General features: G+C 46.3%; 15 protein-coding genes. 8 read left to right on the top strand and 7 right to left on the bottom strand.

Translation table 11 applies throughout. From position 1 onward, the window contains the following. Positions 1 to 39: 39 nt before the first annotated feature. Positions 40 to 1,200, bottom strand: a complete 1,161-nt coding sequence (locus FEM55_RS07935) for a pyridoxal phosphate-dependent aminotransferase (RefSeq protein ID WP_138280807.1) — start codon at positions 1,198 to 1,200, stop codon at positions 40 to 42. Positions 1,201 to 1,386: 186 nt separating this feature from the next. Between FEM55_RS07935 and modA the strand changes: the two genes are divergently transcribed. The 5 genes from modA to FEM55_RS07910 all read left to right on the top strand — a co-directional run bounded on the left by modA (position 1,387) and on the right by FEM55_RS07910 (position 8,795). Beyond that, a complete protein-coding gene (gene modA, locus FEM55_RS07930; RefSeq protein ID WP_138280806.1) occupies positions 1,387 to 2,151 on the top strand; it encodes a molybdate ABC transporter substrate-binding protein in 765 nt (254 codons plus the stop codon). Positions 2,152 to 2,170: 19 nt separating this feature from the next. Next, positions 2,171 to 2,845 (top strand): molybdate ABC transporter permease subunit, encoded by a 675-nt coding sequence (gene modB / locus FEM55_RS07925; protein ID WP_138280805.1) that lies wholly within the window; start codon positions 2,171 to 2,173, stop codon positions 2,843 to 2,845. Next, entirely contained in the window at positions 2,826 to 3,722 is an 897-nt protein-coding gene (locus FEM55_RS07920; protein WP_229209148.1) for a sulfate/molybdate ABC transporter ATP-binding protein, read from the top strand. The genes modB and FEM55_RS07920 overlap by 20 nt, the downstream gene beginning before the upstream one ends. A 71-nt stretch (positions 3,723 to 3,793) precedes the next feature. After that, a complete protein-coding gene (locus tag FEM55_RS07915) occupies positions 3,794 to 4,471 on the top strand; it encodes an SGNH/GDSL hydrolase family protein (RefSeq protein ID WP_138280804.1) in 678 nt (225 codons plus the stop codon). Positions 4,472 to 4,703: 232 nt separating this feature from the next. Continuing rightward, complete coding sequence (locus tag FEM55_RS07910; protein ID WP_138280803.1) at positions 4,704 to 8,795, top strand: FG-GAP-like repeat-containing protein; 4,092 nt, start codon at positions 4,704 to 4,706, stop codon at positions 8,793 to 8,795. A 99-nt stretch (positions 8,796 to 8,894) separates the two neighbouring features. On the opposite strand, the gene FEM55_RS07905 is transcribed toward FEM55_RS07910, so the two are convergent. The 5 genes from FEM55_RS07905 to thrA all read right to left on the bottom strand — a co-directional run bounded on the left by FEM55_RS07905 (position 8,895) and on the right by thrA (position 14,203). Then, positions 8,895 to 9,791 carry a nucleotidyltransferase family protein gene (locus tag FEM55_RS07905; RefSeq protein ID WP_138280802.1) on the bottom strand — a complete coding sequence of 299 codons (897 nt, stop codon included), beginning with the start codon at positions 9,789 to 9,791 and terminating at the stop codon, positions 8,895 to 8,897. 177 nt (positions 9,792 to 9,968) lie between these two features. Then, positions 9,969 to 10,295: a HesB/IscA family protein gene (locus tag FEM55_RS07900; protein ID WP_138280801.1), complete on the bottom strand. Its 327-nt coding sequence runs from the start codon at positions 10,293 to 10,295 to the stop codon at positions 9,969 to 9,971. Between the two features lie 107 nt (positions 10,296 to 10,402). Next, positions 10,403 to 11,338: a homoserine kinase gene (locus FEM55_RS07895; RefSeq protein WP_138280800.1), complete on the bottom strand. Its 936-nt coding sequence runs from the start codon at positions 11,336 to 11,338 to the stop codon at positions 10,403 to 10,405. Continuing rightward, positions 11,335 to 11,727 (bottom strand): HEPN domain-containing protein, encoded by a 393-nt coding sequence (locus tag FEM55_RS07890; protein WP_138280799.1) that lies wholly within the window; start codon positions 11,725 to 11,727, stop codon positions 11,335 to 11,337. Before FEM55_RS07890 ends, FEM55_RS07895 begins: the two co-directional genes overlap by 4 nt. A gap of 19 nt (positions 11,728 to 11,746) precedes the next feature. After that, a complete protein-coding gene (gene thrA, locus FEM55_RS07885; protein ID WP_138280798.1) occupies positions 11,747 to 14,203 on the bottom strand; it encodes a bifunctional aspartate kinase/homoserine dehydrogenase I in 2,457 nt (818 codons plus the stop codon). 372 nt (positions 14,204 to 14,575) lie between these two features. On the opposite strand from thrA, the gene FEM55_RS07880 reads away from it, so the two are divergent. Together FEM55_RS07880 and FEM55_RS07875 are read left to right on the top strand one after the other, a co-directional pair. Beyond that, positions 14,576 to 17,713, top strand: coding sequence for a SusC/RagA family TonB-linked outer membrane protein (locus FEM55_RS07880; protein ID WP_138280797.1), 3,138 nt, complete (start codon positions 14,576 to 14,578; stop codon positions 17,711 to 17,713). A 24-nt stretch (positions 17,714 to 17,737) separates the two neighbouring features. Continuing rightward, positions 17,738 to 19,198 (top strand): SusD/RagB family nutrient-binding outer membrane lipoprotein, encoded by a 1,461-nt coding sequence (locus FEM55_RS07875; RefSeq protein ID WP_138280796.1) that lies wholly within the window; start codon positions 17,738 to 17,740, stop codon positions 19,196 to 19,198. Positions 19,199 to 19,377: 179 nt separating this feature from the next. Here the strand turns inward: FEM55_RS07875 and FEM55_RS07870 are convergent, their stop codons facing one another. Further along, positions 19,378 to 20,118, bottom strand: coding sequence for a hypothetical protein (locus FEM55_RS07870; protein ID WP_138280795.1), 741 nt, complete (start codon positions 20,116 to 20,118; stop codon positions 19,378 to 19,380). A gap of 222 nt (positions 20,119 to 20,340) precedes the next feature. Here FEM55_RS07870 and FEM55_RS07865 point away from each other — a divergent pair, with 222 nt between their 5' ends. Then, on the top strand, positions 20,341 to 20,598 hold the full coding sequence (locus FEM55_RS07865) for a hypothetical protein (protein WP_138280794.1): 258 nt from the start codon (positions 20,341 to 20,343) through the stop codon (positions 20,596 to 20,598).

Here is a 20,598-nt window from a genome sequence, read left to right as displayed (position 1 = left end):
AAAGGTAAAAACCTGAATAATAAACCTTGATTCCTGCTGTTATGCTCCTTTGATTCTTTTTACCGCTTCCCAGATTCTTTCTTTTGGCAGGCAAAGCGACAGCCGGATATAACGCTGGCCTTTGGGCCCGAAAATAAATCCCGGAGCTATAAACACATGTTTTTCAACTAAAAGGCTGTTCACCAGCGCTTCTGCAGACTCGACAGATTCCGGCAGTTTGCCCCACAAAAACATTCCTTCCTGCTTTGCGTCCCAGGTGCAGCCCAGCGTGCTCAAAAGTGTTTCAGCTGCTTCCAGCCTGCCCTGATAAACGGCGTTGCGTTCCTGGTGCCAGGCATCGGAATTGCCTAATGCGGAAACGCCCGCTTCCTGCATCGCCCAGAACATGCCCGAATCCACGTTGCTTTTAATCGTAAGTACAGCCGTAATGTACGGTTTTGCCGCTGCCATCCAGCCCATACGCCAGCCTGCCATATTATGCGACTTGCTCATCGAATTCAGTTCAATGGCTACATCTTTCGCACCTTCTACTGAAAGCAGGCTTAAAGGCGGTTTTTTGTTCAATATCAGGCTATACGGATTATCGTGGCAGAGCAGAATTTTATGCTTTGTGGCAAATGAAACTGCTTCTTCAAACAGCTCACGCGTTGCGGGCGCGCCGGTTGGCATATGCGGATAATTCAGCCACATCATCTTGGTTTGCGGCGTCACAAGTGATTCCATGGCAACCCAGTCCGGCTGCCAGCCATGCTCTTCGCGGAGCGGGTATTCTTTCACAACAGCGCCGACCATCTGGCTTACTGCCCGGTAAGCCGGGTAACCCAGCTCCGGAACCAGCACTTCATCACCGGGGTCCAGAAAAGTCAGTGAAATATGCGTAATCCCTTCTTTTGAGCCAATTAAAGGCAGTATTTCAGTAGAAGCATCCAGTTTTACACCATACGTATGATCATAAAATGCTGCAATGGCACTGCGGAAAGCCGGCGTTCCGGTATACGGTTGATAGCCGTGAGCCTGCGGTTTTTGCGAAGCTTCGGAAAGGGCTTTCAGCGTTTCTTCTGACGGCATCATGTCAGGATTTCCGATTCCAAGATTGATGACGTCATTTCCTTCGGCGATCAGTTTACGTACTTCGGCAAGCTTCACAGAAAAGTAGTATTCCGAAGTTTGCTTGGTGCGCCGGGCAGTATCTATTATCATTCTTTTATGTAAAATTAAGCCGCTAGCTTTCAGCTATTGGCTGCTGGCTGGAACTTTTTCCGGGCCACAAGTTTGAAACGGGGCGCAATTTACAATTTTTAATGCAATGGGATGCAATGACTTTAATTGTCCGCGTATACATTTAAATACTTCACTTCAATTGCAGTTTATCCCTTAAATTGCAGCATGAACTTTCAACGCATTTCTCTGTTATTTCTTACGCTGCTTGCCGGCTGCTCCAAACCGTCCGAAAAAATCGTGGTCGCCACGGCTGCCAACGTGCAGTACGTGATGAAGGAAATCCAGAAAGAATTTGAAAAGGAATCCGGAAAACAGCTGCAGATCGTAACCGGCTCTTCGGGGAAACTAACGACGCAGATCCGGGAAGGCGCGCCGTTTGACGTTTTTGTTTCGGCTGATGCAAAATACCCGAATGAAGTGTTTAAAAACGGCGGTTCGGACGAAGAACCAAAGATTTATGCATTGGGAACACTCGTCCTATGGTCAAAAGACATTCCTGAAAACAACCTGAACACGGCGCTGCTCGGAACTGAAAAGATCCGGAAAATCGCCATTCCCAATCCCAGAACCGCACCTTACGGAGAAGCGGCCGTTCAGGTTTTAAAATCGGAAAATCTTTTTGCAGATGTGGAAAAAAAGCTGGTTTACGGCGAAAGCATTGCACAAACTGCTCAATATATTACTTCGGGTTCGGCCGATGCCGGCTTCAATGCATTGTCCATCGTTTTGTCACCGGAAATGAAAGGCAAAGGCCATTATATCCTTATTGATTCCACTGCTTACAAACCTATTCAGCAGGCTGCCCTATTACTGAAACACAGTGAAGATTCGCCCAAGAAGGTATCCAGCAAGCAATTTTATGATTTTCTGTTTTCCCGAAAAGCCCAGGCTATTTTCAAAAAATATGGTTACAAACAGTTTGTTCCTTAATTCTTTTATTTCCAAATAAATGGACTGGCAACCGCTCTGGCTTACTTTCCGGCTGGCCACCATCACTTCGCTGATCCTGCTTGTATTTGCACTGCCGCTTGCGTATTGGCTTGCATTCGGGAAGTTCCGGGGCAGAGGAATCGTTGAAGCCATTATCGGCATGCCGCTGGTTTTGCCGCCTTCGGTCATTGGCTTTTATCTGCTGCTTGCATTCAGTCCCTCCTACTGGTTTGGCGATTTTATCGAGAGAGTTCTTGGATTAAGGCTTGTATTCTCATTCCCGGGACTCGTCATCGCATCCGTTCTGTACAGCCTGCCTTTTATGGTGTATCCGATCCGCGCCGGTCTGCAGTCGCTTCCGGCGTCGTTGCGTGAAGCTTCGTACACGCTGGGGAAAAGTGAACGGGAAACTTTCTTCAGAATCCTTTTGCCAAACTGCAAGCCTGCTGTTCTTACGGCATTTGTACTTACATTCGCGCATACTGTCGGCGAATTCGGCGTGGTGCTGATGATCGGTGGCAACATTCCGGGCGTTACAAAAGTAGCTTCCGTAGCCATTTACAATGAAGTCGAAGCGCTCAATTATCCGGCTGCAAATCAATATGCACTGGTACTTTTTGCCATTACATTCGTTATTTTGCTGATTGTCTATTCCATTAACAATAATCTGCTTCGTGTCCGACAATCTTCTTGACATCAACATCCGGCATTCGCTTCACACTGCCCATGGAACCTTACCGATGGAGATTGCTTTTACGCTGAAACAAGGAAACATTCTGGCCGTAACCGGGCCGTCGGGAGCCGGAAAAACAACATTACTGAAACAAATTGCCGGTTTAATCAATCCGCAGTTCGGAAAAATCACCTTTGACGGGCAAGTCTGGTTTGATGATGCAACAAAAAAATCCTTTTCTCCGCAGCTGCGCAATACAGGATTTGTTTTCCAGGACTACGCGCTTTTTCCGCATTTTACGGTTGAAGAAAATCTTTCCTTTGCGCTTGCAAAAGAAGATGACAAAAGCATTGTAACCGAGTTGCTTGAAGCCACCGGGTTAACGCAATTGTCGGGCCGCAAGCCGTTTCAGCTTTCCGGCGGGCAGCAACAGCGTGTGGCTCTGGCAAGGGCTTTGGTCCGGAAACCTCGATTGCTGCTTCTGGACGAACCTTTTGCTGCGCTGGATTATGCCATGCGTTACAGCCTGCAGGCATTGCTACTGAAATTCCGGCAGCAGTTTGGTTTTTCCATCGTTATTGTGACGCACGATGTCGGCGAGCTGTTCCGGCTTGCCGATCAGGTTGTTGTAATGGATCACGGTAAAATCGAAAAAGCAGGAACGCCGGTGGAAGTATTTGTCAAAGAAGATGTTTCATCTCAGGATTTCATTATTCACGGCGAAGTGCTGACTTGTACGCAACAGAATAATCAGCTGCACGTAAGTGCATTGATTGAAAATAAAATCAGAACGCTGACTTTGCCCCTGCATTTTGAAACCGAATTGATACCGGGCAAAAACTTTACCTTACATTATCCGCTTGACTCCGCTCAGATCCGGCTTATCAATCCTTCCTGATTCGGTATGTTGCCAACGGGTAACTTCATGCCAGTTTTGCCTTTTTTACAAAAACCATTTATTTCATTGATATGCGGATCTTATTTAAATTTTTAAAAGTTGCATTTGTTGCTTTGCCGTTACTAGCCATGCGTCAGGACAAACCACTGCGCGTCATTTTTTTCGGTGATTCCATTACGCAGGCGGGCGTAAGTCCGACCGGGTACATCACAAAAATGACCGAAATGCTGAAAGCACAGGGCAAAGAAAGTCAGTATGAACTGATGGGAGCCGGAATCGGCGGCAATAAAGTTTATGATCTTTACTTGAGGCTTGAAGATGACGTACTTTCCAAAAAACCGGATGTCGTGTTTATTTATGTCGGAATCAACGATGTATGGCACAAAACTACGTACGGAACGGGAACCGATCCTGACAAATACGTTAAATTCTATGAGGCGCTGATCAAGAAAATGAAAGCGCAGAATATCCGTGTGATTGTATGTACGCCAACAGTGATCGGTGAAAGGAACGATGCTTCCAACCCGCAGGACGGCGACCTGAACTATTATTCCAGACTGATCCGTGAAATTGCCACGCGCAACAATCTTCAGTTATGTGATTTAAGGAAATACTTTCAGGATTACCTTGCCCAGAACAATCCTAAAAACGAAGAAAAAGGCATTCTCACAACCGACCGCGTGCATTTGACAGATAACGGAAACAAATTCCTTGCCGAAAAAATGATGGAAGCACTTGTGCAGAAATAGAAATACAGGTACAGAAATCATTAAAATCAGTCAAAGCGGGAAATTGTAGTGTTACACACTACAATTTCCCGCTTCTGTTTTCCGCCAGGCATCTCAGGATAAAATCCGTTTGGTAATCAAAGCAGTAACATTGCACATTGTTTAGATAAGTAAATATAGGAAACGGCAAGATTTGAAAATGCTTGTTCAAGGCATTCTGTCTTCTATTTTCTCACACTTATTTAAATGATCCATGAAGCATCATTACAGGTTTATTATTTTCAGCCTGCTTGCCTGCGGGGCAATCCTCGAAGCCGGTCTGCTAAGCGACTTTACAGACCGGAACACTTCCATGAAGCCGGTTTCTGCTGTTAAAAGTGCAAACAGTCAAACGCCTGAAAAGTCCGCTGTTTCCGAAAACACCCTGTCGGACATTCGTCAGAGCCTTGCCAGACGGGAGTACAACATTTCCAAAGAAAATGAAAAAGGCGTACTGCAAAGCCCGAACCGCAAGCAGGGACTCAGGGCTTTTTACAAGCCCGGAACCCTGACAGTACAAAACCGCATTGATTCTGCCGGTCACAATTTCAGGCTTAAACTCATCAACAAAGGCATCTTTGCAGATGGCAAGCTTTTGCATTCGCCTGAAACGGATGCCCGGACAGAAAGCAGGGATAACCAACTTGAAATTATTCACCGGGGCTTTACCGAACAGTATATCAACACAGAAGAGGGTCTTCGCCAGAACTTTATCGTACGTTCAGCGCCGGAGAACACCCGGCAGCTGCAGATAAAACTTTCCGCCGAAGGCTTGAAGGTCAATGATCTGCATGCAAACGAGCTTCATTTCTACACGGAAAAAGCAGGCGGAGATCTGGAAAAACAGCTGGTTTACAACGACCTGAAATGCTGGGACGCAAATGGCAAAACATTGGCGGCCACGCTGGCCTATAAGCAAAACGAAGTCATTATAACCGTAAGTACGGATCATGCCGCATATCCTGTCACCATTGATCCGCTTGTGACCAACGGCCATCCCGGCAATGCCAATAAATCCTTTGAAGGAAACCAAAACTTTGCATGGATGGGATTTTCCGTGTCCAGTGCAGGCGATGTGAATGGCGACGGATACAGTGACGTACTGGCAGGTGCTCCTTACTACGACAAAGGCCAGAACAATGAAGGAGCAGTCTTTATTTATCATGGTTCCGCCACAGGACTTGCTGTAAATCCCGCCTTGATCCTGGAAAGTAATCAGGCAGAAGCACTTTTTGGTTACTCGGTCAGCAGCGCAGGTGACATCAATAAAGACGGTTTCAGCGATGTGCTTGCAGGAGCAGTTAATTATGACAAGGGAGAAAGCAACGAAGGAGCTGTATTTGTATACTATGGTTCGGCAGCCGGTGTGAATACAAACGGGTTTGCTGTTCTGGAAAGCAATCAGGCGGACGCAGGCTTTGGCAATTCGGCTGCCCTTGCAGGAGATGTGAATGGAGACAGTTTCAGTGACATTGTTATTGGCGCGCACCAGTATGACAAAGGTGAAAGCAATGAAGGTGCAGCTTTTATCTATCACGGCTCGGCTTCGGGAATAGTCACTGCTGCGGCAGCTACGCTGGAAAGAAATCAGGCCGGTGCAACGATGGGCTTTTCGGTAGCCAGTGCCGGTGATGTGAATGCAGACGGGTACAGTGACGTGCTGGTGGGTGCCCGGCTTTATGACAACGGCCAAACGGACGAAGGTGCTGTATTTGTATACCACGGTTCTGCTGCTGGGATTGCAGCAGGCAATCCGGCCGTACTGGAAAGCAACCAGATTGATGCCAGAATGGGCCATGCCGTGTCGTCAGCAGGCGATGTGAACGGAGACGGGTACAGCGATATCGTTGCCGGAGCATACCAGTATGACAAGGGAGAAACCAATGAAGGCGCCGCGCTGGTTTATAAAGGATCAGCAAATGGCATCATTAAAGATGCTGTTATCCTGGAAAGCAACCAGGCCGAGGCTCAGTTTGGCATGGCAGTAGCTTCGGCAGGCGATGTAAACGGAGACGGTTACAGCGACCTGATCATCGGGGCACGCAACTATGATAATGGACAGGCTAATGAAGGGGCTGCATTTGTATACCTGGGATCAGCAGAAGGGATCAATATGGAGGCCTCTTCAAAGCTGGAAAGCAATCAGGCAGATGCAGGACTAGGCATCGCTGTCGCCAGCGCAGGCGATGTGAACGGAGACGGTTACAGCGACGTTATTGTCGGAGCAAACACTTATGACAATGGAAACAAGGATGAAGGTGCAGTTTTTGTTTTTCATGGGGGCGGAAGCGGAGTTGAAGAAATGCTGGCAGATAAATTGGGAGGAAACCAAGACGGCATGAAATTTGGCCAATCAGTTGCCAGTGCAGGAGATGTGAATGCGGATGGATTTGGTGATATAATTGTTGGAGCTCCTGATTATAATGACAAGGGAGCTGCATTTATATTTTATGGCACTGCAAAAGGTATTAATCTAAATCTAAATTCAATAACAATAATTGAAGATGTACCGGAAAGTAGCTTTTTGGGTTACTCTGTTGCAGGTGCAGGTGATGTAAATGGAGATGGTTATAGCGATATAATTATTGGTGATATGGGTTATTTCATAAGTTATGATTCAAAGAAAAATATTCTTCTGGAAGGAGCTGCTTTAATTTACTACGGCTCTGCACAAGGTATAAACAAGAGTAATAGCTCTGTTCTTAAAAACATCAATCAACCTAATTCATCAATGGGCTGGTCAGTGGCAAGTGCAGGAGACGTTAATGGAGATGGATTTGGGGATGTAATTGTAGGAGATCCTAATTATGATAAACAGTTTGATGAAGGTGCAGCTTTTATTTACCATGGTACTGCACAGGGCATAAATACAGTACCAGCCATTAAACTAGAAGGTACACAGGCAGCAGCCCAGTTTGGAAATTCAATTGCAGGTGCCGGAGATATTAATGGAGACGGATATGGTGACATTATTATAGGAAGTCCTTATTATACAAATGGTGAAGCTTCTGAAGGAAACTTTAAGGTGTATCATGGATCATTATCTGGCATCTCAAATAATCCAGCGAAAACTATTGAAGGAAACATAATAGGAGCTAATATGAGCTTTTCTTTATCATCTGCTGGCGATGTAAATGGCGATGGATTAAGCGATGTAGTTGTTGGAGTATACGGTTATAAAAACGGCCAAAATAATGAAGGTGCTGCAATGATTTATTATGGTACTACAACCGGTCTCAATCCGACCCCATCTATTCTAGAATCGAACAAAGTAGATGCAGGCATGGGCTACTCCGTTTCAAGTGCAGGAGATGTAAATGGTGATGGATATAGTGATATTATTGTAGAGGTTCCTTATTTTAACCGTCCTTTAAATCAGGATTCTGAAGTAGCTGCATTTTTGTACTTTGGGTCTCCGTCCGGTATTCCTAGCGGCTCACCAGCTAATGAGGTTATTAATAATTATCAGGAGCAGATATTTTATTCAAATTCAATAGGAAATGTTGCTGGCGCAGGTGATATCGATGGAGATGGATTTAGTGATATCATTATTGGAATGCCGTTATTTAATAATAACAAAGGAGCTATTATTACTTATAATGGCAACAAATCAGGCTGGATTTGGTTGCCTGGCCTTCAAAACAACACACGCCTTTACAATTCCAATTTAACCACACCAATCAATCAAAGCCAGTTCAGCAAGACTGATTTTGGAGTTGGACTGTTTGCAAAGTCATTCCTAGGCAAGAACAAAGGCAAGCTCGTTTGGGAAACAAAGGCGAAAGGTCAGGGTTTTTCCAAAGGTTCCAATAACATAATCACTAACAGCACACAATCTTCGGGTTCGCAAAGTGCTTATGTGAGCCTTGGACTTACCGGAACAGAACTGAAAAATGTGATTGTCAAACAAGGGCCTTTCACCAAAGTCCGCGTGCGTGTAAAGTACGATCCTGCACTGGCCATTACCGGACAAATTTATGGCCCCTGGCGCTACTTGCCTGCTTACCTGACGGGCAGCAGCATGGCTTCGGCACGAACAGAAGCAACGCATTCAGCAGAAAAGGATAAACCAGAATATTCCGAAGCAGAAGAACAAATAACGCTATATCCTAATCCGGTTACAAATTATCTCAAGGTAAAATCCGAAGGAATCATAACCAGATTAGAAGTTTTTGATCATGCCGGCAACAAGGTACATGCTGTCGAAAACAAAGAGGGGATTCAGGAGACAGATCTGAGCGACTTGTCTGCAGGTGTATATTTAATCCGGTTGAACGAGAAAACTTTTAAAGTAATCAAACAGTAGAAAAGAATTTCGGCCGTAAAAGACAAAGGTACCTGAAGCATAGCTACGGGTACCTTTGATTATATTCTTATTTAAATCTGTTTTTACCTGACTTCTTTTTTACCAAAGCTTTTCAGGATAAGAACCTTCCTCATGCAGCGCCGATAAAGCAGCCTGAACCGCAGGCTTGTCCTCCGGATAAGTTACGCCAAACCAGTCCGAAGAACTGCGGAATACACGGCAATCGCCCAAACCGCCTTTGATGATGTGCGTCATGACCGTAGGAATATAGAATTCTGCTTTCGGCGTGTTGATATTTTCTCTCGCGTACGTTTCAAACAAGTCTTTGGTAATCGGGAACATGGATGGCTTGAATCCCCAGAAATTCATGGAAACCGGCGTTTCAGGAGCCAGTTCGGTACGGGTACCGTCTTCTTCAAAGTAAATTTTACCGCCGTCTTCAAAGATCTTTGTCCGTTCCACAACCGATTCCAGATTATGATCCGCTCTTTCCACGCATATGCCTCTTGAAACGGTTCCGTTCTCGGAAAGTGTTCGTTTCAGCTCATAGCCGATCATGGCATGCTGGTTTTCATTGGTATCCGTTTGTAGAAAATCCGACATCGTTGCAAATGCTTCACGTCCGTAAAAATCATCCGCATTGATTACGGCAAACGGCGTTTTTGTCTGTTCCCAGGCGCATAAAGTGGCATGACCGGTTCCCCACGGCTTCACTCTTTCCACTTTCCCAAGATCGGCTGGCACATACGACTGTATACCCTGAATAGCAAAATCATACTCGATTTTCCCTTGAAGTTTTGGCGCAAAAATGGCTTCTGCACTATCCTTGATTTCCTGTCTTACAATAAAGACCACTTTTCCGAAACCGCTGCGGATTGCGTCGTATAATGAATAATCTATAATAGTTTCCCCGTTTGGGCCAAATTGGTCAAGTTGCTTGATACCGCCGTAACGGCTGCCTATGCCGGCTGCCAGAATCAAAAGAGTTGGTTTCATTGATCAAGTTTTGAACGGCGTTGCCGCTGTGTGTAAATTAATTTTGTTTATAGTAATCTGAAAGGATTATCCCGGGAAAATCCATCGGTGCGGCAAATTAAAACCTTTGAAGATTATAAAAAAAACGCACCCCGCTTTTAGGAGTGCGTTTCTGAAAATAAAATATTTTACAACCGTTTACACCGCGAAGCTTTCGCCGCATCCGCAGGTACGTGTGGCATTCGGATTTATAAACTGAAATCCTTTACCGTTCAGGCCGTCTGAGAAATCCAGCGTTGTTCCTGCGAGGTAAAGAATGCTTTTTTTATCAACAATGATTTTTACGCCTTTATCTTCAAAAACCATGTCGTTCGGATTGGTTGTTGAGTTGAATTCGAGATTATAGGTCAGACCGGAACAGCCGCCTCCTAAAACGCCTACGCGGATCTGATAATCATCCGAATGACCGTCTGCATTACGGAGTTCAACAATTTTGTTTTTGGCGGTATCGCTTACAGTAACCATGCTATTTTTGTTTTTATAACTGATGTAAATAACGCGCTGAGGAAACAAGAAAGTTCATTTCCACAAAAAAATGAACAAATAACGATCAAACGGTTTTATTGTCTTCATTATTTTTCCAGCACAACTGCACCGCCTTTGTTAATAGCGCTTACATGTACGCTGGATTCTATTCCGGCTGCCGCAAACTGCTGCTGCATGGCATTTCCTGCTTTTATCGCCGATTCCATTCCTCTGCTCAATGCAAACAGAGACGGCCCCGACCCTGAAATGCTGCATCCAAGCGCACCGTTGGAAATAGCGGCCTGCTTTACTGCATTGAATTCGGGAATCAGGATGGACCGCACCGGCTCGATAATCACATCCACCATGGAACGGCCGATCAGCTCATAATCCGCTTTCATAAGCCCGGCGACGAGGCCGGCGACATTGCCCATTTGCGCAATCGTGTTTTTCAGCGAGACTTCATTCCGCAAAATAAACCGTGCGTCTTTTGTATTGATTTCTATATCGGGATGTACAAGCGTACAATACAAATCTTCCGGAACCGGAATCGTAAAAATATCAAGCGGCGTATAACTTCTGATGACCACGAACCCGCCTAACAAGGAAGGCCCTACATTATCCGCATGCGCGGAACCGGATGCCATCCGTTCGCCTTCCATCGCAAAAGGCAGCAATTCCTGGCGGGTAAGCGGATTGCCGAGCAGTTCGTTCATGGCGACAACGCCGGCCACCGAGCTGGCCGCACTGGAACCCATTCCGCTACCCAGAGGCATATTTTTGTGCAGTACGACTTCACATCCGAAATCCTGAATTCCGAGATGTTCAAGCAGCCGGAGCATCACAACAGTCACTGCATTTTTCTCTGCATTCCGGGGCAGCCGTCCTTCATCTCCGAAAATATCCGTAATGACAATCCCGGGTTCGTCGCGGCGGCGGAGTTCCACAACGTCGCCGGGTTCTTCAATGGCAAAACCGAATATATCAAATCCGCAGGCAACATTGGCAACCGTTGCAGGAGCAAAAGCTTTAACTGAATTCACTGTAAATGATTGTTTTCCTTTAAATATTGTATTACTGCTTCTGCAAAATCGCGGGCATCGTCCAGCGATTCCTTTGCATCTTCCTGTGAAACTTCATCGTAGTCATAATCGCTGAACTGGCGTTTTTCAAAGCTTCGTTTTAAAGCCAGGCCATGTTCTTTTGCTATCAACTGCGTTAGTATAAATTCCTGATGAAAAACAATATATGCTTCCGTAAAAGGCATTGTTGCAGTGTTTCTGGTAAAAAGCAAAGCCTGAACACCGTGGTACATTGCAAGGTATGAACGGTCAATTATAAAGTCATGGCTCATTACGAACATACATTCTTTCGCGTCATCGAGGCATCTGGCAGCTTTTCTAATAATATCTTCAAGTGTGTGAATTTTCATTTATAAAATTTAAAACCTTCTAGCCCAAATAGCTACTGATACTCATGATATCTGCGAATACGCCCGAAGCCGTTACTTCCGCACCGGCACCCGGCCCTTTTATTACGAGTGGACGGTCTTTGTAGCGTTCCGTTGTAAAGGAAACAATGTTATCGCTTCCCGACAAGGTGTAAAAAGGATGGCTGGCATCCACGGTTTTCAGCTCAATCGTTGCCTTGCCGTTTTCCAGCGTTGCAATGTAGCGCAGTTTTTCACCTTTTAACTCCGCTTTGGACTGCATTTCTGCAAAGTAGGAATCCGAAATTTCAAGTTCCCTAAAAAATGCATCCACAGTCGGGGCATTCAGGCAGTTGCCGGGCAGAATCTGTGAGATTTTCACTTCTTCAGATTCCAGCGGAACGCCAACTTCGCGCGCAAGAATCAGTATTTTTCGGCCTACGTCCGCACCGCTCAGATCGTCTCGCGGGTCCGGCTCTGTAAATCCTTTTGCCTTGGCTTCCTTTACAACATCCGCAAAGCGAACACCCGGGCCAAAATTGTTGAATATATAAGATAACGTTCCCGAAAGGATCGCTTCGATTTTCAGGAACTTGTCACCGCTGGCCATTAAGCCCTGAATCGTATTGATAATCGGCAATCCGGCGCCTACGTTGGTTTCATACAAAAACTTTACACCTCTCTGAAGCGCAGTCCGCTGCAAAGAAAGATACTCCGAGTACGTTCCGGAATTGGCCACTTTATTGGGCGTCACCACTGAAATACTCGCGTCCAGCAACATATGGTAATACTGAACAATGTCTTTATCCGAAGTACAATCTACAAAAACGCTGTTTGGCAGGTTAAGCTCGATCATGCGCTGCACGAACGCGGGCAGACTGGTTTTCACGCCTTCGTCCATCACGCGGTTACGCCAGTTTTCCGGCTTGATGCCATCCGGAGCGAGCAGCATTTTTTTGGTATTGGAAAGTCCGGCAATATTCAGGTTAAGCAGCTTTTCTTCCCGCAGGAATTCGGTCTGGTTTCTGATCTGTTCGAGCAGAGTACTTCCAATGAGACCGACGCCGACGATAAACAGATTCAGCGAACGCGTTTCTGACTGGAAAAATACGCCGTGAATGGCATTCAGTGCTTTGGATAAGTCGCTTTTCGCAATCACAACGGAAATATTCAGCTCGGAAGAACCCTGCGCGGTTGCCACCACATTGATCCCGTTTTTACCTAAAACAGAAAACAGTTTTCCCGAAACACCGGAGCTTTTCCGCATTCCTTCGCCGACAATGGCAATAATGGAAAGATTTTTTTCAATCGAAATGCTGTCGATGTAGCCCAGATTTATTTCCGTTGCAAATTCCCTTTCCAGGATTTCACTGGCGCGCTGTGCATTTTTGGGATCAATGGAAAAACAGATGGAATGTTCCGAAGAAGCCTGCGAAATCAGGATGACGCTGATCGCATTGCTGGAAAGTGCGGTAAACAGCCTTCCTGAAATCCCCGCAACACCGATCATGCCGCTGCCCTGAATATTGACGAGCGCGATTTCATCAATAGAAGAAATTCCGGTGATCGCATATTCCTTGCCATTCGCCGATTTCTGCACGTAAGTTCCTTTAAAATCAACGTTGAACGTATTCAGCACTTTCAGCGTGATATTTTTGGCAAACGCCGGCTGCAGACTTGGCGGATAAATTACTTTGGCACCAAAATGCGACAATTCCATGGCTTCCGCATACGAAATGGAAGGAATCGTGAAAGCATTGGCTACTTTGCGCGGATCTGCAGTCATCATTCCGTCCACATCCGTCCAGATTTCAATGGAACTTGCGTCCAGCGCTGCCGCCAGAATGGAAGCCGTGTAATCGGAACCGCCTCGGCCCAGCGTTGTGGTTATGCCTTCTGCAGTAGATGCAATAAATCCGGTAACGCACTGTAAAGCGGAGTTTTTGGCAAAGTATTCAAGAATCTGACGATTGGTTATTTCAAAATTTACATCGCCCATACCGTACGTTGCGTTGGTATGGATGATCTGGCGGGCATCGCAGAATTCAGCGGCAATGCCTTTGCTTTTCAGGATTTCGGTAATGACAAGCGTTGACAAACGTTCACCAAAACTCATGATCAGGTCCAGCGTCCTTTCCGACAGTTCGCGTATCCAGGAAACGCCGCGCAAAATATCTTCCAGCTCGTTGAACAAGCCTCTTACGCCGGCGAAAGTACTGCTCTGACTTTTTACGGGAATCAGTCCGCGCACAACGGCAAAGTGCCTTTCTTCCACTACTTTCAGGAATTCCGTATACTCTGTATTTCCGGAAGCGGCCATTTTGCCTATTTCGATCAGCCGGTTTGTAACGCCACCCATGGCAGAAAATACAACGGCAATCCGCTCTCCCTTTTCCAGATTTTTTTCGAGTATACGGATGACTGTTTTGATGCTGTCAACCGAACCGACAGAAGTGCCGCCAAATTTAAGAACCTTCATTTAAGCTATATGGAATACTCAGAATAATAAACGGCTCACAGCCATTTGTTTTAGAACCGGATGCAAATATAGCAATTCAAACGCCCCGTACTTCAATGATCCGTTTAAAAGCGTATTTGACAACTTTTTTTCTGTCTGACGTGGAATAGTACCAGTCAGGAGCGAACCTGAATTGGTTTTGTACAAACATCACCTTCAAATATAAACATACCCTTTATAAATATTATATTTTGTATAATGTAATATTTAACAACTAATATTTTACCATAATACTTTTATCTAACATAATATTGTTTGAATTTAGATAATTGTAAAATATGATTCGCCCGACGAATCAATTACCTAACTATTTTCACTCTTAAATACTGAACTATGAAAAAAGTCTTTACGCTGGGTTTCCTGTCCGTTCTGATGCTGCTTGCCGGAGCAGGATACGGACAGGAGCTTGACATCAAAGGAAAAGTGCTGTCCACAGACGGCGCATTGCCGGGAGCCAGCATTCTGATCAAAGGCAGCAGCCGCGGAAGCACGACGGATGCCAACGGAGAATTCACCCTGAACGCTCCGGCCAATGCAACGCTCGTCGTTTCCTTTATCGGATACAAGTCGCTGGAAGTTCCGGTCGGCTCAAAAACGTTCCTTGAAATCACGCTGGAAGAGGATGCGACGCAGTTCAGTGAAATCGTTGTGACCGCGCTGGGCATTGCCCGCGAAAAAAAGGCGCTGGGTTATGCCGTACAGGAAGTGAGCGGAAAGACGCTGACGCAGGCCAGAGAAACCAATCTGGTCAATTCGCTTTCCGGAAGGCTGGCCGGCGTTCAGGTGACGAATTCCAATGGCGCGCCGGGCTCGTCTTCCCGGATGATCATTCGCGGGGCAAGTTCCATCGGAAGCAATAACCAGCCTTTGTTCGTTGTGGATGGCATTCCGGTGGACAACAGCAACTTCGGCTCCGGAACCGGCGTGGATTACGGAAATGCCGCCGCTTCCATCAACCCGGACGATGTGGAATCCATCAGCGTACTGAAAGGACCGAGTGCCGCAGCGCTTTACGGTTCACGCGGCGCAAACGGCGTGGTGCTGATCACGACAAAAAGCGGAAAAGGATCAAAAGGAATCGGTATTTCCTTTAATACCAATACGGCATTTGAAAGTCCGTTCCGCTTGCCGGAATGGCAGAATGAATACGGCCAGGGCGCAAAAGGGCTTTTCTCATATACAGACGGGGCCGGCGGCGGCGTGAATGACGGCGTGGACGAAAGCTGGGGCCCGAGACTGGACGGCAGGCTGCTTCCGCAATTTGATTCTCCGATCGGAGCCGACGGCAAAAGAACGCCTACGCCGTGGACTGCACATCCGGACAACGTCAATAACTTTTTTGAAACGGGAAAAACGTTTACCAACAACATTGCCATTACGGGAGGAAGCGACAAAGCGGATTTCAGGCTTTCATTTACAGACCTTAACCAGACGGGAATTCTGCCCAATACGGATTACAAACGCAGAACGGTTTCCCTGAACGCCGGCTGGAACCTTACCAAAAAACTAAGCGTGCGCGCAACCGGAAATTACGTGAAAGACGGCAGCGATAACCGCAACAATTTCGGCTTGTACTTTATCTGGTTTGGCCGTCAGGTGGATATGGATCAGCTTAAAAATTATCAGAAACCGGGAAGCATTTACCAATACAACTGGAACGACAATTACTGGACTAACCCGTATTATCTGCTGAACGAAAGCACACGCGGCAACGAACGCGACCGGCTGTACGGGAACTTCTCCGCCACTTACAAATTCACCGACTGGCTTTCGCTGACTGCACGTTCCGGAACCGATTTTTATGAAGACCGCCGCAAGACCAAAACGGCTGCCCGTCAGGCCAGAATCGGCGCTTCGGCTTTGTTTGACGCTTATAACGAAGAACAGATTTTTGTCCGCGAATCCAATTCGGATTTCCTGCTGAACGCCACGCACAAGTTCGGAGAATTTGACATAACGGCCAACATCGGCGGAAACCATCGCTCCAACTACGCGCAGCGTAATTATATGGGTGCGACGGAACTGGCAATTCCAAGAGTTTATAACCTGGGAAATTCACGTCAGCGGCCGGTTACGGAAAACAGCTCCATTCAGAAAACGGTTAACAGTTTGTATGCTTCGGCCAACCTTGGTTTTCGCAATTACCTTTTCGTAGACCTTACTGCGCGCAACGACTGGTCGAGTTCACTTCCGAGCAGCAACCGGTCTTACTTCTATCCTTCTGCGGCTGTCAGTGCGGTTTTTACCGATATGTTTGACATTCAGTCGTCTGTTTTATCCTTTGCAAAATTAAGGGCAGGCTGGGCGCGTGTGGGTAACGATACCGATCCATACCGGCTTGCAAGTACTTACAAATATGAAAATCCGTGGGGAAGCACGCCAAGCTTGTCTGAAAACAATGCCTTGCTGAACGCCGAACTGAAACCTGAAATCACATCTTCTTATGAAATCGGAACAGATATTCGTCTGTGGCAGAACCGAATCGGCCTTGACATTACTTATTACAAAAAAGTATCTTCCAACCAGATTTTGGACGTCAACATTTCCAATGCGACCGGCTACCTTTCCAAACTGCTGAATGCAGGAAAAATCGAAAATCAGGGTTTTGAAATCCAGCTTACCGCAACGCCTGTGAAAGTCGGTTCATTCCAGTGGGATATCGGCCTGAACTGGGCGCGTAATAAAAACAAGGTCATTTCTCTTGCCAATAACCTGACTACGTATCAGCTGAATACCAGCTACAATTCGCTTACGCAAGCCACTACGACAAACAGCTTCCGCGGATTGTCCGTTGAAGCGCGCGTAGGCCAGCCTTACGGAACATTCTTCGGAAAAGGTTTTCTGCGCGATCCGGAGGGAAACATTGTTTACGACGCACAAGGTTATCCGCAGATCGATCCCGTCAGCCGCGTGCTGGGAAATTTCACACCCGACTGGATCGGCGGATTTTCCAATACGTTCCGGTACAAGAATTTCTCGCTGAGCACGTTGATCGACGTAAAACACGGCGGCGACATTTTCTCGCAATCCATCAACATCGGACGGTATACGGGCGTTTTGAAAGAAACCACACTGGGACGTGAAGAGGGAATCGTAGGCAATGGCGTTGTCAACATCGGCACGGCTGCAAATCCGGAATACGTACGCAATGAAAAACGCATTTCTTCCGAAGAATATCATCACAAATATTACTTGCTGACCAACAATGAAAATACCATTTTCGACGCCAGCTATGTAAAACTCCGTGAAGTGAAATTCACGTACATGCTTTCCGGGCAGGTATTCAAAAAACTGCCGTTCCGCGACATTGCCATTTCGGTAGTCGGAAGAAACCTTGCGCTGCTGAAAAGCAATCTGCCGCACATCGATCCGGAAACCAGCTATTATAACGACGGCAATCTGCAGGGAATTGAAAACGGACAGATCCCGACGACCAAAACGGTTGGTTTCAACATCAGCTTCAACTTATAAGCCTTTATTTAACCGACTTTTACAATGAAAAAAATCATATATTCATTACGCTCAAAAACCTTGCTAGCTGCTTCCATTCTGTGTTTGTCTGCATGTACGGGTGATTTTGATGAAGTAAATACCAACAACAACAGCGCAGCTTCCGGAACCGCTGACCTTTTTTTGCCGCACGGAATCCAGAGTGCCGTGGATCTTTACTGGGGCGGCGCGATTGGTCAGGATGTCGGCGACGGTTTTTCGCAGCACTGGGCGCGTATTCAGTATACGGATATTGATCAGTACACGGTTTCCAGTGATGTTTACACAACCGGCTGGCAAACGCTCTACATCGAGTCACTGGCCGATTATCAGCGCATTTACAAAATCAGCCAGGAATCGGGTAACCAGAATTATCAGGCGGTTGCAATGATCCTTCGTTCGTGGGTTTTCTCTTTACTGGCGGATATTTACGGCGATATTCCTTATACGGACGCGCTGCAAGGATTGGAAGGAAATCTTCTGCCCAAGTATGATGCGCAGAAAAATGTATATGCCGGCGTCATTGCGGAGTTGAAAGCGGCAGGAGAAATGATCGATGCAGCCAACAAGGATAAAGCCATTACAGGCGACATTCTGTTCAACGGCGATCTTACCAAATGGAAAAAATTCGCCAATTCGCTGAGCCTTCGCCTGCTTAGCCGCATGATTGACAAGGCGGATGCACCCATTGATGTAAAATCAGAAATCACCCGCATCCTGAGCGATCCTGCAAAGTATCCCGTTCTAGAATCCGTTGCCGACAATGTGCAGCTTAATTATCTGGACGCGACCAATAATAACAATCCGATCAATCAGAACCGTAAAACGCGTGACGATCACCGCGTAAGCGCGACTCTGGTAAATAAACTGCTTGCGCTGAGCGATCCTCGTCTGGCTGTGTATGCCAATAAACCTGCTGACGGAGGCGAATTCAAAGGCGTTCCGAACGGCTTGTCTTCATCGGATGCCAATGCACTCGGACTTTCCAAAACTTCCAAAGTAGGCGATTATTTCGTTGCGGCCACGGCACCGGGCGTCATCATGACTTATGCAGAACTGCTGTTCCTGAAAGCGGAATTTGCCTACAAAGGACTAACGGTTGCCGGAACCGCCGCCAAAAATTACTCGGATGCCATTACGGCTTCATTTGCTCAGTACAAACTGACCGTTCCGCCTGCTTATTTGACAACCAATGCATTGAAAACCGGTGCAGAAAGCTACACGCAAATTATGGAACAAAAGTGGATCGCATTGTACGGACAAGGTCTGGAAGCATGGACCGAATACCGCAGAACAGGTCTTCCGGCACTTTCACCGCCGGTGCTGAATACCAATCAGAACATCATTCCGACACGCCTGCCCTATCCAAGCTCGGAAGAATCGCTGAACTATGAAAATTTTTCATCGGCATTAACGAACCAAGGCGGAAAGAATGATATGAAAATGAAGCTTTGGTTTGCAAAGTGAGAAGGTAAAAGGGATAAGGGACAAAGGAGGAGGGTAAAAAGGTAAAAGGGAGAAGGGAGAAGGGAAATATTGACTCGTGCCAAGTATTTCCCTTATCCCTTTATTTCCCCTTCCTCTTTTTCTTTCTTTCTCCCTTCCTCCTTTATTCCTTCCTCCCTCCTTCTTCCCATCAGCAAAAATTAAAATGCAATCCCAAACCCTGCTCCTGCATTTACGACGCCGATAAAGCGTTTTTCACTTATTTTGTCCGAGAGATCAAAATTCCCTCTTACGGCTCGGATGGACAAGTTGCGAATTTCTGCCTGTGCCCCGATTACATCCCCGCTTATCTGGAAAAACAGTTTTCCGGCCAGCGGAAAGCGCAGGCTTCCGCCGCCGGCAAGTCCATAGGCGCTCGTTGAAGCGGAGCGCAGACTTACATCAATAGGCTCACCACCGGATTCTGAAAGTCCGGTCATTTTAACCGACGGCGATTTGGCCCACACCTTTCCGACCTGTGCATGCACTTCAATCTGTACCCGGTTCATGTTGAGGTACAATGCCGGTCCGATCATGGCCGCATTCAGTTTCCATGTTGAAACGTTGTTCTGCCATGTAAAACTTTCGCCAAGCACCTGTGCATACGAATTGGCTTTTTCAATAATCGGTGCTGAATTGGTTTTATTGATATTCATGCTTCCTGAAGCACGCAGTCCAAGCCATCTCGCAATCCTGAAATCATAATTTACCTGGCCGAAATAACCGGAACCTGCAAGGCCCGCAAGCGGATCGTTCAGTTTTTCCCGTGCAAGTTCGCCAACCGGCAAGCTGTAACCGCCTGTCACCGAAAAGAAGCTGCGCGTATCCTGAGCCAGGCCACTTAGCCGGGTTAACAGAAACAAAGCAGACAGAAAAAGGAAAAACCTGTTGAAATTATTCATGTATATGGCTATATAATTTTACTTTTTATCCGAAAAATCACGAAGGTAAGCTGGATATTTTACTAGGTAACACGAAATACAAGCGTTTTATTATAAAATTCCCTTTGTACTTGGCTAGGGGAAATTTTATCAACACAATGTTATAAAAACAGCCTTAAAATCGCTGATTAAAGCTTGGTACAAATTTGGTATATGTTGAAGATAAACTAAATCATTGAACCTATGGACAGGCGAGAAACAGACAAAGAAACCAGAGCAACCAAGAATACCAAAAATGTTTGGAAATGGATTTTAGGTGTCGGAGTTGTATTGATGGGGATAGCATTCTGGGGCGGATTCTTTAATCATAACGAAAGCTTCCGCGAATCGGAGCCACCTTCCGTTACCAATGCTTCTGCTGATTCCAACTCTGTTGCTTCGGATACAACGCAGGAACTGCATTCGGATACGATTATGGAGCATGTCCGCGGAACTGAATAA

It is taken from the genome of Dyadobacter sediminis (assembly GCF_005860765.1).
Taxonomy (GTDB): Bacteria; Bacteroidota; Bacteroidia; order Cytophagales; family Spirosomataceae; genus Dyadobacter; species Dyadobacter sediminis.
Note: the sequence above shows the minus strand (reverse complement) of the source record. Positions and strands in the feature narration are given on the sequence as shown.

Coding starts and splice junctions, on each gene's coding strand:
- FEM55_RS07935 (WP_138280807.1), bottom strand. CDS start 1,200: ATGATAATAGATACTGCCCGGCGCACCAAGCAAACTTCGGAATACTAC.
- FEM55_RS07865 (WP_138280794.1), top strand. CDS start 20,341: ATGGACAGGCGAGAAACAGACAAAGAAACCAGAGCAACCAAGAATACC.
- modB (WP_138280805.1), top strand. CDS start 2,171: ATGGACTGGCAACCGCTCTGGCTTACTTTCCGGCTGGCCACCATCACT.
- FEM55_RS07880 (WP_138280797.1), top strand. CDS start 14,576: ATGAAAAAAGTCTTTACGCTGGGTTTCCTGTCCGTTCTGATGCTGCTT.
- modA (WP_138280806.1), top strand. CDS start 1,387: ATGAACTTTCAACGCATTTCTCTGTTATTTCTTACGCTGCTTGCCGGC.
- thrA (WP_138280798.1), bottom strand. CDS start 14,203: ATGAAGGTTCTTAAATTTGGCGGCACTTCTGTCGGTTCGGTTGACAGC.
- FEM55_RS07890 (WP_138280799.1), bottom strand. CDS start 11,727: ATGAAAATTCACACACTTGAAGATATTATTAGAAAAGCTGCCAGATGC.
- FEM55_RS07900 (WP_138280801.1), bottom strand. CDS start 10,295: ATGGTTACTGTAAGCGATACCGCCAAAAACAAAATTGTTGAACTCCGT.
- FEM55_RS07870 (WP_138280795.1), bottom strand. CDS start 20,118: ATGAATAATTTCAACAGGTTTTTCCTTTTTCTGTCTGCTTTGTTTCTG.
- FEM55_RS07910 (WP_138280803.1), top strand. CDS start 4,704: ATGAAGCATCATTACAGGTTTATTATTTTCAGCCTGCTTGCCTGCGGG.
- FEM55_RS07905 (WP_138280802.1), bottom strand. CDS start 9,791: ATGAAACCAACTCTTTTGATTCTGGCAGCCGGCATAGGCAGCCGTTAC.
- FEM55_RS07875 (WP_138280796.1), top strand. CDS start 17,738: ATGAAAAAAATCATATATTCATTACGCTCAAAAACCTTGCTAGCTGCT.
- FEM55_RS07915 (WP_138280804.1), top strand. CDS start 3,794: ATGCGGATCTTATTTAAATTTTTAAAAGTTGCATTTGTTGCTTTGCCG.